Annotated in this window: 13 protein-coding genes; 4 read left to right on the forward strand and 9 right to left on the reverse strand. The window is 39.4% G+C overall.

Annotated elements, in window-relative coordinates:
* Position 1 precedes the first annotated feature (1 nt).
* From AC6JAD_RS03705 to ruvC, 6 genes are all read right to left on the reverse strand, one after another.
* Positions 2 to 907: a transglutaminase domain-containing protein gene (locus AC6JAD_RS03705; protein ID WP_461302493.1), complete on the reverse strand. Its 906-nt coding sequence runs from the start codon at positions 905 to 907 to the stop codon at positions 2 to 4.
* Positions 908 to 933: 26 nt separating this feature from the next.
* Positions 934 to 1,290 carry a DUF4260 domain-containing protein gene (locus tag AC6JAD_RS03710; protein WP_461302492.1) on the reverse strand — a complete coding sequence of 119 codons (357 nt, stop codon included), beginning with the start codon at positions 1,288 to 1,290 and terminating at the stop codon, positions 934 to 936.
* A gap of 1 nt (position 1,291) precedes the next feature.
* On the reverse strand, positions 1,292 to 2,038 hold the full coding sequence (locus AC6JAD_RS03715) for a cyclase family protein (protein ID WP_461302491.1): 747 nt from the start codon (positions 2,036 to 2,038) through the stop codon (positions 1,292 to 1,294).
* 128 nt (positions 2,039 to 2,166) lie between these two features.
* Entirely contained in the window at positions 2,167 to 3,297 is a 1,131-nt protein-coding gene (gene hemW / locus AC6JAD_RS03720) for a radical SAM family heme chaperone HemW (protein ID WP_461302490.1), read from the reverse strand.
* Between the two features lies 1 nt (position 3,298).
* Positions 3,299 to 4,030, reverse strand: a complete 732-nt coding sequence (locus tag AC6JAD_RS03725; protein WP_461302489.1) for a DUF3667 domain-containing protein — start codon at positions 4,028 to 4,030, stop codon at positions 3,299 to 3,301.
* Between the two features lies 1 nt (position 4,031).
* Positions 4,032 to 4,586, reverse strand: coding sequence for a crossover junction endodeoxyribonuclease RuvC (gene ruvC / locus AC6JAD_RS03730; protein ID WP_461302488.1), 555 nt, complete (start codon positions 4,584 to 4,586; stop codon positions 4,032 to 4,034).
* A 119-nt stretch (positions 4,587 to 4,705) separates the two neighbouring features.
* Here ruvC and AC6JAD_RS03735 point away from each other — a divergent pair, with 119 nt between their 5' ends.
* From AC6JAD_RS03735 to AC6JAD_RS03745, 3 genes are read left to right on the forward strand one after another with little or no spacing between them, the layout of a single operon-like run.
* Entirely contained in the window at positions 4,706 to 5,560 is an 855-nt protein-coding gene (locus AC6JAD_RS03735; protein ID WP_461302487.1) for a hypothetical protein, read from the forward strand.
* On the forward strand, positions 5,557 to 6,681 hold the full coding sequence (locus AC6JAD_RS03740; protein WP_461302486.1) for a glycosyltransferase family 2 protein: 1,125 nt from the start codon (positions 5,557 to 5,559) through the stop codon (positions 6,679 to 6,681). Before AC6JAD_RS03735 ends, AC6JAD_RS03740 begins: the two co-directional genes overlap by 4 nt.
* A gap of 47 nt (positions 6,682 to 6,728) precedes the next feature.
* Positions 6,729 to 7,604, forward strand: coding sequence for a hypothetical protein (locus AC6JAD_RS03745; protein ID WP_461302485.1), 876 nt, complete (start codon positions 6,729 to 6,731; stop codon positions 7,602 to 7,604).
* Here the strand turns inward: AC6JAD_RS03745 and AC6JAD_RS03750 are convergent.
* Entirely contained in the window at positions 7,594 to 8,082 is a 489-nt protein-coding gene (locus AC6JAD_RS03750) for a hypothetical protein (RefSeq protein WP_461302484.1), read from the reverse strand. The two genes, AC6JAD_RS03745 and AC6JAD_RS03750, sit on opposite strands and share 11 nt — an antisense overlap.
* A 206-nt stretch (positions 8,083 to 8,288) precedes the next feature.
* On the opposite strand from AC6JAD_RS03750, the gene AC6JAD_RS03755 reads away from it, so the two are divergent.
* A complete protein-coding gene (locus AC6JAD_RS03755; RefSeq protein ID WP_461302483.1) occupies positions 8,289 to 9,899 on the forward strand; it encodes a class I SAM-dependent methyltransferase in 1,611 nt (536 codons plus the stop codon).
* A 252-nt stretch (positions 9,900 to 10,151) separates the two neighbouring features.
* On the opposite strand, the gene AC6JAD_RS03760 is transcribed toward AC6JAD_RS03755, so the two are convergent.
* Both AC6JAD_RS03760 and AC6JAD_RS03765 read right to left on the reverse strand, forming a co-directional pair.
* Positions 10,152 to 11,432 (reverse strand): M56 family metallopeptidase, encoded by a 1,281-nt coding sequence (locus AC6JAD_RS03760; RefSeq protein WP_461302482.1) that lies wholly within the window; start codon positions 11,430 to 11,432, stop codon positions 10,152 to 10,154.
* Positions 11,429 to 11,791 (reverse strand): BlaI/MecI/CopY family transcriptional regulator, encoded by a 363-nt coding sequence (locus tag AC6JAD_RS03765; protein ID WP_461302481.1) that lies wholly within the window; start codon positions 11,789 to 11,791, stop codon positions 11,429 to 11,431. The genes AC6JAD_RS03760 and AC6JAD_RS03765 overlap by 4 nt, the downstream gene beginning before the upstream one ends.
* Positions 11,792 to 11,900 lie beyond the last annotated feature (109 nt).

Genomic DNA, 11,900 nt, shown 5'->3' on the forward strand with positions numbered 1-11,900 from the left:
CTTACTTAATTTTATAGCCTAAGGCAGGTGTATCGTTGAAAAAAATCAATAGGTTTTCACTTCCCAGTTCTATGGGTATTTGAAAGTCCAGTGATTCTTCATTTGTAAATTGGATTTCCTTTACTTCCTTTCCTAAATCGTAAGAGTAGGATACTTTGGTTATTCCTTCTACTTCGATACTAAAAGGTATCCTTCCATCTTCCCGCTGTGATGAAATCACCCCTTTCTTTTGTCTGTTCAATTGTTCTATTGTTACATTCTTGGCTATAATAAAAGGCATCTGGGCAAATACATCCTTGGTAAACGAGGGGTCTAAAAAAGTGTCTTCTGACTGATGTGGGTAATGGGTATTCACAAACAACTCTGGTGGCGTTTTGTAATAAAAATAGGTAGGTTCCTTTATAAATCTTTCGCGGTACTTACCCGCTCCCCAGGTAGGATCGAACAAATAAGGTGAGCCATCAACAAAAGCTATATTCCACATGTGGCTTTTTCGGAAAGGGCGACCAATATCATCGAAATGCGTTTTAATATCCCCACGTACCAAATAGTTCGAAATGCCCTGTAATTCGCATAACCGCTCGAACAACATCGCATAGCCTTCACACACTGCTATACCTTCCTTCAGTGTTCGGGCAATCACTTTTTCGCGCGTCTTTTCTTCTTTTTGATTCCGTTCCCTATAATTTTTAAAATTGAAATTGAACTTTTTATATTCGTCCGGATCGTACACGACGTTTTGAATGATCCATGTATAAATTGCCCTTACTTTTTCTTCCTCTGTTTGAAAATCGCGCGTTATAAACGCTGAAAGTTCCTCTGCAGCACTGAACCGTTTTGGGTACAATTCTATGGTCGCATCAATGCGTTCATAATCCTGTGCATTCATAAAAGGAATGAAGGACAATAGGCATATTATGAAAAAACCTTTATTCATTTATCTTTCCCTACACGGCCCAAATGGGTATTTTGAAAACTATCCGAAAATTTAAGGCCATATCCAAGAGCCCTGTCAAAGGCAGCATGACCATATAATAACGTCCCAATAAAAGTATAAAGATCGCCTAAGTAAAACATTCCAGCCAACATAAAACCAATGGCTATCCCTTTATGATGAAATACGTTGTAAGTGAATGCACCAAACTTGGTATTTACCAAATAGCCTAGCATACCTATATCTGGTGCCAAAAACAAAACAAGATACCACCACCATTTATAATCCAACATCGAGAACAGTCCAATTGCAAATAGCAATTGTGCGAGTTCCTCTAATTTGAGTGTTGTTTTCATGCTATTCAATTTTATAAAGTACGGGCTTGCTCGGGGTAGCATCATTTTCGAATGATGCAATCTGTAGGTTCAAGACATACATTCCATCACCAACGCTATCCGGAACATATATAAATTCGGTAATGGTGGCACTGGGGCGTGTGGCTCTGGGGTAATTCCAAAATGCCCTATGTGCCAAGAGTTTGCCTTCGTCTTTTTCTTTATCAACCGAGGGAAGATCTATCAGTAAATGCTGCACTCCGATTTCGCACAAATACTTGGCCAATTCTTCGTCTATATATGGCCAATTGCTATGGGAGTATTGTTTCTCCTTTTTAGACATTGGGTTAGGCAGTGTTCTTATAACCAATGCTTCAGGTTTGGACCCTTGTAACAAATCCTGAACGCTTTCTAATGTAATTACCTTATCCTGTCCCCTTTTCTCTGGTTCGATTGAAATGACCTGAGCCAAAAAAAAGAATTCAGTAAGGGTTCTATTTACCGAATGGAATTCTTCCGAAATATGGCCCACACATTCCGTATGGGTCCCATGGGCATGCGGATTAAAATAAATGTCATTAAAATTGACTGAAGCCCCATCACTTACCTTGCCTACCCAACCTTCTAATTCAACAGGTTTTATGACAGGTGCATCTACATACCACGCATTGGGATTCCTTGAAGAGGCATGAAGTGGAATAGAAATATCATACGGATTGGATAAATCTACCTCATAATTATTGCCTCCTATTACTATAGTACTTTTCACTTATGCAATATAGCATTATTCCTTTTTCCCGTTTCAGGGGAAAACAAGGTTTTAAAATCGCCCTAAAAGTGATGTGCCTGTTTTAGGGAAGTATAACTCTTTCCTATTCGGTCGTATTTGGATTGCATTCATCCTAAATGTATCATGAACAAATCGCTGGCGATACCGTCGCTTAAGAATTTTCCCTTTTTGGTCACGAGCATACGACCCCCATCCAGGAAAAGTCTATTTTCAATTAGGTGTGTTTGCGCCTGTTGCATCATGTATTCTTTGTAATTGGTCCCAAAAACCTCTTCTACCTCTTCCAGATTAATTCCATATTGCGTGCGCAATCGGGTCATAACGTATTCGTTATACTTATCTTTTTCTGAAAGGGATTCCTTCTCCTGAGGAAGGTTTCCAGCTTCTATCTCATTAATGTACTTAGCATTATTTGCCACATTCCAAGCACGGGTATGACCATTAAAACTATGGGCGGATGGACCTATTCCCAAATAGGGTTTCCCCATCCAATAGGCCATATTGTTCTGGGATTCGAATCCAGGTTTTCCAAAATTGGAGAATTCATAATTTACGTAGCCCGATTGTTCTGTAGCTTGTAATAGCACTTCATGGTGTGCCTGAGCCATTTCGTCATTCACTGGAGGAACTACGCCTTTTTCAATAAAGGTTTTCAATGCGGTTTTGGGCTCTACCGTAAGGGCATAGCAAGACAAGTGCGGAATGTCTAAATCTATGGCCTTGCGCAAATTTTTTAGCCAACGTTCTTTCGTCATCCCTGGAATCCCATAAATTAAATCGATGCTAATGTTTTCGAAGAAATCCTTGGCATCTGTTATACAGTTTATAGCTTCCTCTGCGCTATGTGCACGGTTCATCAATTTCAAGTCTTCTTCAAAAAAAGATTGTACCCCAATGCTTAATCTATTTATAATACCTCGCGACAATTGTATGAGGTAGTCTTTGGTTAAATCGTCAGGGTTGGCTTCTAAGGTTATTTCTACTGTTTCGGAAACCGTATAATGATCAAAAATCGTTTTGAAGATCTTGTTCAGTTCTTTTTGGGATAACAAAGATGGAGTTCCCCCTCCCAAGTATATCGTTTGTATGGTTTCCTCTATGTCATACTTTCGCATCACCAATTCGCGGCATAACGCCTTTACCAACGGCTCCTTTTTCTTTAACGAAGTTGAAAAATGAAAGTCGCAATAGTGACATGCTTGTTTACAAAATGGTATGTGTAGATAAATGCCTGCCATCTTAGCGTATTGAAACAATAATAAAAGAAATTAAATACCCTAGTACTGCATAACAAAACATCCCAAGAACATAGGCTATTACGGATCCAATAGCCACCAAAATCTTATGTTTGGTAAGGAAAGAGATCATGGCATACACAAAATAAAAGAGCATGATAACCATGGAAAGAAACTGAATACTGGAGTCCAAAAACTTCATAAGGAACAGGTTAAGTGTTCCGACAAGAATGTAGACCCCGGCCATGTAGAACGCTACCGCCATGTACTCCGCCCAACTATATCTTTTGAAAAAAAACAACTTCATGAAAACCGATAACGTGAACACCAACACGAATAGGATGTTATTTATGTTCCGGACCATAAATTCGGCCGCCTCCTTAAATGCTTCGGCACCCGGGAAATTCGGAAACGACGTATCATTAATGGGATTGTAGTTGAGCAAAGAACGTGTCAAAATATGCACCACGGTAAGCAAAATGAAGAAGGATACCGGCTTAAAATAGTTTTTCCGCTTTCCCTCTAAATAATCCCTGAACATTTTGCCCGGATTGGACATTAACATGTACAGGGTGCGAGTAAATGGCGCTTCAAAGGTAAATAAGGATGCGATCAGATCGGTAAACGTTTCCTTGAAGGTTACTTTATGAACAGTGGCTCTTTGCCCACATTGTCCGCAGTAGTTGGCTTTTACAAGTGTTTCGCAGTTCTTGCAATATGTGTTTGAAGGTTCCAAGTTATTTTTTTACCCGATCTTCATTCTGTTTTACGAAAGCGGCCCAACCGCTGTAACTTTTCCCCACATCTATTCTCCCAGCATTATAAAAATGGCATACCGCAGCAGCTAGGCCATCGGTACTATCTAAATTCTTGGGGAGTTCCTTTAGGCCCAATGTACTCTGAAGCATCTTTGCCACTTGCTCCTTACTAGCATTTCCATTGCCGGTAATGGCCATTTTAATTTTTTTAGGGGAATATTCGGTAATGGGTACTTCACGCGAAAGTCCTGCTGCCATAGCCACACCTTGTGCCCTACCCAATTTGAGCATGGACTGGACATTTTTTCCAAAAAATGGTGCTTCGATGGCAATTTCATCGGGATGGTACGTATCGATAAGGTGGATCGTACGCTCGAAAATATGCTTCAACCGAACATAATGATCGTCGTATTTAGACAATTGAAGCTCGTGGAGCTGCAGAAACTCCATGCTTTTCCCTATTACCTTTATGAGTCCAAAACCCATAATTGTAGTTCCCGGGTCAATCCCTAATATGATCCTTTCTGAAGCCAATCAGTCTAAAACTTTCGTTATTTTAGCCACTCATGGTAGCCCTTTCCAACAAATCTAAGCAATATGGCCTTATTGCCCTAAAAGTTTTGGTTTTATGCATCACTTTCTCCTACATATATTTGAAATTTTCAAGAAATGAGACCCTATCCATTTCAAGTTTTGTTGCGATCCTCTCTGAAAAGCCCTGGACCCCAATTCTTCTCTTTTTGGGTCTTGCCATATGCAATTGGTTGTTCGAAATCGCAAAATGGTGGACGCTTTCCAATACCCTAGAGCAACTTTCCTTTGCCGAGGCAGCGAAACAAAGTTTGACATCGCACACCGTTTCCTTGGCTACTCCAAACCGCATTGGGGAATATGGTGCCAAGGCCTATTTCTTCGAAAGAAAAAAAAGGAAAAGAGTGCTATTACTCAACCTTTTTTCCAACCTCAATCAGATGTTCGTTACATTGGTGATGGGAATTGTAGGAATGGTTATCCTTTTGCAAGGGGATACAATCACTTTTTCAGTTACTAAAATCGTGATGCTTCTACTTGCGGTTTTGGCGCTAATTATTTTGGGTTACCTTTTCAAGGAGAGCGCATTGGTTGTTAAGGGACTTACCTTTAGTAATGTGGCAAAGTATTTTAGGAATCTTGCCGCAATTGTAAAGACTAAAACCCTATTGTTCTCTGTGATTCGATATACTTCCTTTGGGACATTATTCTTTCTGCTACTCAATTACTTTAATGCTGGACTAGATATAGAAACTGCATTTCCACTTATCATTACCATGTACCTTTTTGTTTCGGTCATACCTTCTTTTTTAGTGTTAGATGTAGTTATTCGCGGCGGTGTTGCCATTTGGCTTTTTTCTTTGGCTGGGGTAAATGAAGTCACTGTAGTGTGCGCCGTAATGGCCTCATGGTTCCTTAATTTTGTACTACCCGCATTGCTTGGCAGTCCATATGTACTAACATATAAAACGGCATGACCTTAGTTCTTTCCATAGGATTGTTTTTGTATTTGGTGACACTGCTCTGGCTCATTAAAGGGTTCTTTAAGCTTCAAGGGTTTCGACCCAAAAAAACAGCACCCAAAACTAGATTTACCATTCTTATTCCTTTTAGAAACGAGGCCAAAAATATTCCACAATTATTGGGCTCACTATCTGCCCTGGATTATCCTAAGGATCTGTACGAGGTTATTTTTATTAATGATGCGTCCGAGGACAATGGAGAAGCGTTATTGAATGCCTCCAAAAGGGAGGTTAAGTTCAGTTTTCAGCTACTTCAAAACAATCGGGTTTCCAAATCACCAAAAAAAGATGCCCTAGCCATCGGCTTGGACAGGGCTAAGTACGATTGGATCATTACTACCGATGCCGACTGCATCTTTCCAAAAAAATGGCTTCATTATTATAATCAATGTATAGGAGAAACGCGTCCCAAAATGATCTGTGGCCCTATTGGCTATAGAAATGGGGTCTCGGTATTGGGGCAATTTCAGGTGCTGGATGGGTTCAGTCTTCAATTGGTGGCCATGGGAAGTTTTGGCTGGAAAGCCCCATTACTGAATAACGGTGCGAATTTGGCGTATCATAAGGATGCCTTCCATGAGGTGGAAGGTTATAAAGGTAACGACCATATTGCCAGCGGTGATGATGTGTTCCTTCTCGAAAAGATGCTAAAAGCCTTCCCCGATGAAATTCAATTCCTGAAATATCCAGACGCTGAAGTAACAACCGATTCTGAATCCAAATGGTCCAATGCCATACAACAACGCGTGCGATGGGCTTCTAAAATAACCGAACAAAAAAACCCATGGGTGAAACGAATAGGTGGAGTTGTATTTATAGCCAACTTGCTATTTCTGGTATCCCTGTTGGGCTTCATTTTTTTTCCAAGAAGCGGGGCGATTTATATTTCCTTTATGTTTTCAAAGTTTGCCTTAGATGTAGTGGTTTTAACACTAATGGCAAGTTTCTTCAAGAAACGCATGCCCATATTCCATTCCTTGGCTTCCATCTTGGTCTATCCATTTATCACTATGATTGTTGTATTTAAAGGCCTGAACGGTTCCTATACCTGGAAGGGAAGAACCCACAGCAAATAAGGGGTATCAATTATTTTTTTACCTTTAACTAATCCAAATCTATAATTATGAAGCGCTTACTTTTAATAATGGCCTTTTTACTCACCTTAGGCCTATACGCTCAACAGGATTATGAGGTAAATGGCACCACCTATTCCTTGCAAACGGAAGTGGAAGGGCAGTTAACATTGCTCTGGAACATTATAGATGGTGAATACCGTTATTTCTCGAAAAAAGGAAATGACATACAGGAACTTACCAACACCCGTTCTGGGAAGAAATATCAAGAAGAATATATCCTTGTGCTAGCCGAACAGACTTCGGATCATGTATCCTTGACCGAATCTAAGGTAAATCTCAACCTTCCTAGCCTCCGTAAATTTTATATTCGTTACAATAGGGCAGTAGATCCTAATTTCGATATGGAGGAAGAGAAAGTCGTTTTAAAGACTCGATTGGGTGGTTTTCTGGGTATGACAAATTATCCCTTTATCCCTAATCCAGACAATACACTACTTCCGCAGGCGGGTATCGATTTTGAACTTATTGACGAGGCAGGGCTTAAACGGCATAGCATCGTGTTCCAATTCCGTCAACTATTTGCTTCTAGTGATTACGATGTGAGCTCTTCGCAGTTTTCGTTGAATTACCGTTTCAAATTTGTGTATTCAGAAAGTGTGGACATTTTCATTAACACAAAAATTGCAGACTACGTCTACCTTTCCCCAAATATCCCCGACCCAGATGGGAATCCTGATACGGCCGAAACCTTTAGTAATTCTGGAGGTGAGTTTCAAGCACCATTCTCGTTAGGTATTGGTGCAGATATTCCGTTGGGCAATGGTTATATCACTTTGGGGTATTACGACATTTTAGCCCTTAATTTGAATGATAATGGGGAGTTCCCCATGGATTTTGTGGTAGGTTATAAAATTAACCTTTAGACTTTTCCGTTTTTATGACAATAGGAAGTCCGAACCGGGTTTCTACCGGAATTCCCTTTTTAATGGCTGGCTCCAGTTTTGGTAAGGAATCGATGCCCTGATGTATCCAAGATTCCAAAAGGGGGATTTGTGCTTTTAGCGCACTATCTATTTCAGTCTCCACATTTGAAAAAGCACCGTCCTTGGTAATACTGAATCGCACCCATACCGTATCATTTAGATCGCGATGTGTAACCAGCTTTTTGGAAGAAATGGTTTTATAGATTGGGGTTACCAAAGCAGTTTCGAAGCATTTCTTTTGTGCTTCCTTATCAATTAAATGATCGCAGGCCTTAAAAGCGGGATACTCGTCTACATCTTTCCAATCAATGGCCTTAAGATCCTCTTCATAAAATGTTTCAGAAGAAATCTTCTCGGTTTCAAACCACTGACAGGAGCTTAAGCCGAGTAACACCATCCAAAAAAAAGCCTGTCTCATACAATTGTTTCCTGATACCGAATGTACAAATTTTGGGGAAACGGGAGTTTGTTGTTATAAAATATAAATCCAACGTCAATGAATAGGATCCTGATGATTTGTTCGAAATATATAGTACATTTATGCTAATATCCTCCTCAACAATTTATAAACAAGGGTAGTATAACCCAATAAAAACAAGACCGTTGTACTGTATATAAATTTCTATGAATTCAAACCAAAAAGCAACCCTCAGAAATAAACTATTCCGGCATCTGGACGGCATAGTGATCGCCCCTACGGCATATACCTTACAAGATCATGGAGTAACCGATTATTTGCTTCAACATAAAAAAGCCGCACTTAGTGAACTCAGCCAAAAATTCAAGGCGAACGAAGGGTATTTAAATGTAGCCCTCCGGGGATTGAGTTCACAAGGATGGTTGGTTCATCATACAGACAATACCAATGGCACTGTGAGTTATGAAGTAAATGAAAGTTCCGAAATTGCCTTTAGCTATTTTCAAGTCTATAAAGATGTAGTCGACTTATTGAAAATGTCCGAACACTACCATCCCAGAAAATTTGAAATGGAGCCGTTTTTGAAGCTTGAGGCTATTTACAAAAAATATCAGGATGATTATGGTATTGTTAGTTCTGATGATCCGTTTCATAGTGCAATCCAAAAACAGGTGTTAACACATATTGAAGGAATCATTGTAGGGCCTACTATTGTCCATTTGGGAATGAGCGGTATGTTTCACAAGTATTTTATGGAATCTAGATTTAAGCCAGAAGAGTTTCATGAGAACTATCAAGAGTTTGACAGATTGCTGAACATACTTTCCGATCTTGGGTGGTTTACCATAAAGAATGGCTCCTATGCATTTACAGACCACGGGTTGTTTTTTGCTAAAAGGGCTAGTGCCTATGGCGTTACTGTGTCTTATATTCCAACCCTCAGAAAATTGGATGATCTTATTTTTGGGGATCCCTTAATATTACAAAACAACGCCAAAGGGTCTGACGAAATACACGTAGATAGGGAAATGAACATTTGGGGTAGTGGAGGTGCCCATAGTTCCTATTTTAAGGTGGTAGACGAAATTATAATCGATCTATTTAACAAACCCATAAACGAACAGCCCAAAGGCATATTGGATATGGGATGTGGAAATGGGGCCTTTCTTCAGCATTTGTTCTCGGTAATTGAAAATCGCACCTTTAGGGGAACCGTTCTCGACGAGTATCCATTGCAAATCATAGGTGTCGACTATAACAGGGCTGCCTTAAAGGTGTCCAGATCCAGACTTATTCAAGCAGATATTTGGGCTAAGATAATCTGGGGCGATATTGGCAATCCGGAACTTTTGGCCAATGACCTAAAGGACAATTATGATATCGATTTGGAGGATTTATTGAACGTACGTTCTTTTCTGGATCACAACAGGGTTTGGGAAAACCCCATTGATTCTCCTGTAAGGACCACTACGTCTACTGGAGCGTATTCCCATCAAGGTAAAAGAATTGACAACAATTTGGTAGCACAATCCCTGAAAGAACATATTGAAAAGTGGACCCCATATGTAGGTAAATTTGGATTATTGCTTATTGAATTGCATACAGTACAACCAGAACTGACCGCTAAAAACATAGGAAGGACATCGGCAACGGCCTATGACCTCACACATGGGTACTCCGACCAATATATCATAGAGGTAGATGAATTTCTAACATTAATCCGAGAAGCTGGCCTTACTCCCGACATGAATACATTTAGAAAATTTCCAGATACGGATTTTGCAACAGTATCCATTAGTTTATTGAAGTCCAACTAGACACAAAGAACCATTCTAATAAGTGTAGTGATACCATACTCCTTTGTGAGCCTCTTCCCCAAAATGTTATCTGGTCATTCTCGATAGGTAAAAGAAAAAACCACATTTTGGGGAGGGCTGCTTAATTGACAGATACGTTATCTTGATCATAAAACAATTGATGGGTTTCCTTTCCTGAAATTTTGAAAAAATTTAACAAAAAATAAAGCCGAAGGATCACCCTCGGCTTTACTAAGTTTAATTTTCACTAGCCTATTCTATTTCAAAAAGTATAGGTAAGGCATATTGAACGGCTACTTTTTTGCCCTCATGTTCGCCAGGTGTCATTTTCGGTAATAATTTGGCAACACGGATGGCTTCGTCCATTAATTCGGTGTACTGTGCTTTGGCATCTACATCGGTAACATTTCCATACTTGTCAATCTTGAATTTAACAGCAATTCTTTGTCTCCCGTTAATCTCCTTATTGGAAATTTTGGTGTTGAAATTTTCATGAACGAACATCGCAATTTTTTTTGTAAAACATCCCTTCGCATCCTCAGGTGCCAAGTCTTCGCACCCAGGATACACAGGGATCTTATCTAACTCTGTAAAGGCATATGTCTTTTGCTTATCCTTATCGGTTCCTTGCTCATCTATGGATTCTACCTCTACCATATCTAAAGAGGAATCCTCTTCCATGGCATTACCTTCTGCACAGGAAACATAGGTGAGCATAAGGCCCAATACAGGCAAGATCCATAAGTATTTCCATTTTGCGATGTTTTTAGATTTTGATTTTTGTAACATAACGATTCGATTTTTGATTAATGAATGATTAAAAAATGTATTGATGAATGAAATTGATTCCGTTTGAAAAATGGTCGACAAAAGATTCTCATAATAGTCCCTTTTACCATGATGGTCCATCGCCTTTTTGTCGGCTATGTATTCTTGTAAAGCTGTGATTCGCTTCTGAAATACATAGATAAGCGGGTTAAACCAAAAGATGATACGCAGTATTTCGAACCACAATAAGTCCCAAGTGTGTTTTTCCTTTACATGCACCTGTTCGTGCTGCAAAATACTTTTGCGTTGTTTTTCCGAAAGATCCTGACCCAGAAAAATATTTTTAAAAAAACTGAAAGCCATTGTGGTGTTGGGAATTTCAATTAATGTGAACCCAAATTGTTTACTGGCTCTCCCCTTTTTCCTTAATTGTACGTAGCGAAACCACTTAAATGCGAAAAGGCCAAGACTTCCCAATACCCCAATTATCCAAATAAGTTGCAACCAAGAGAGGCTTCCAGAAGCAACTTCCTCCGTATTTCCAGTCCAGCCTATTACTATTTCCGGTAGTTTTATTTGATAGACTTCGGGAACACTTTCCCGTATAAGTGCAATCTCAATAAACGGGATAAGGATACTCACCAAAGGTGTTGCTAAAAGGTATGCCCTGTTTAGATTGAAAAAGGTTTCCTTTTTCAAGAAAAGATCATAAACCGCCAAGAATAACAATTGGCAGGCAACCACTTGTAAAATATAATGTATCATTTCTCCTTTTTATTTATTTCTTTCATAATCGCTTCCAATTCTGTGATACTGATATCGTTTTTCTTCATAAAGAACGAAACCATACTCTTAAAAGAGCCCTGAAAATAGCCATCCACTAACTTGTTCATGGATTCGTGACTATAATCGGATTTTGGCACCAATGGGAAATAAATATGCCCCCTACCTTCCTTGCGGTAACCCACAAAACCCTTACTCTCCAGAATGCGAATAATTGTGGACACCGTATTATAGGCAGGCTTAGGATCCGGTAGGTGTTCGATTACCGATGCAACATTCCCTTCTTTTAGATCCCAAAGGATCTGCATGATATCTTCTTCGGCCTTCGTAAGTTGTTTCATAACTTGTTCACGTTTTAGATTGCTAATATAACTAAATATTTAGTTTAAACTAATTTTTTAGTTTAAAAAATGTAACATCGTATCTTCAAAAGCGTCTTACTGTTCGATT

This window comes from Aureisphaera sp. (assembly GCF_059726885.1).

What these genes read in the sequence shown, in the direction of transcription:
- AC6JAD_RS03755 (WP_461302483.1), top strand. Translation starts at nt 8,289, where the DNA reads ATGAATTCAAACCAAAAAGCAACCCTCAGAAATAAACTATTCCGGCAT.
- AC6JAD_RS03740 (WP_461302486.1), top strand. Translation starts at nt 5,557, where the DNA reads ATGACCTTAGTTCTTTCCATAGGATTGTTTTTGTATTTGGTGACACTG.
- hemW (WP_461302490.1), bottom strand. Translation starts at nt 3,297, where the DNA reads ATGGCAGGCATTTATCTACACATACCATTTTGTAAACAAGCATGTCAC.
- AC6JAD_RS03745 (WP_461302485.1), top strand. Translation starts at nt 6,729, where the DNA reads ATGAAGCGCTTACTTTTAATAATGGCCTTTTTACTCACCTTAGGCCTA.
- AC6JAD_RS03710 (WP_461302492.1), bottom strand. Translation starts at nt 1,290, where the DNA reads ATGAAAACAACACTCAAATTAGAGGAACTCGCACAATTGCTATTTGCA.
- AC6JAD_RS03765 (WP_461302481.1), bottom strand. Translation starts at nt 11,791, where the DNA reads ATGAAACAACTTACGAAGGCCGAAGAAGATATCATGCAGATCCTTTGG.
- AC6JAD_RS03750 (WP_461302484.1), bottom strand. Translation starts at nt 8,082, where the DNA reads ATGAGACAGGCTTTTTTTTGGATGGTGTTACTCGGCTTAAGCTCCTGT.
- AC6JAD_RS03760 (WP_461302482.1), bottom strand. Translation starts at nt 11,432, where the DNA reads ATGATACATTATATTTTACAAGTGGTTGCCTGCCAATTGTTATTCTTG.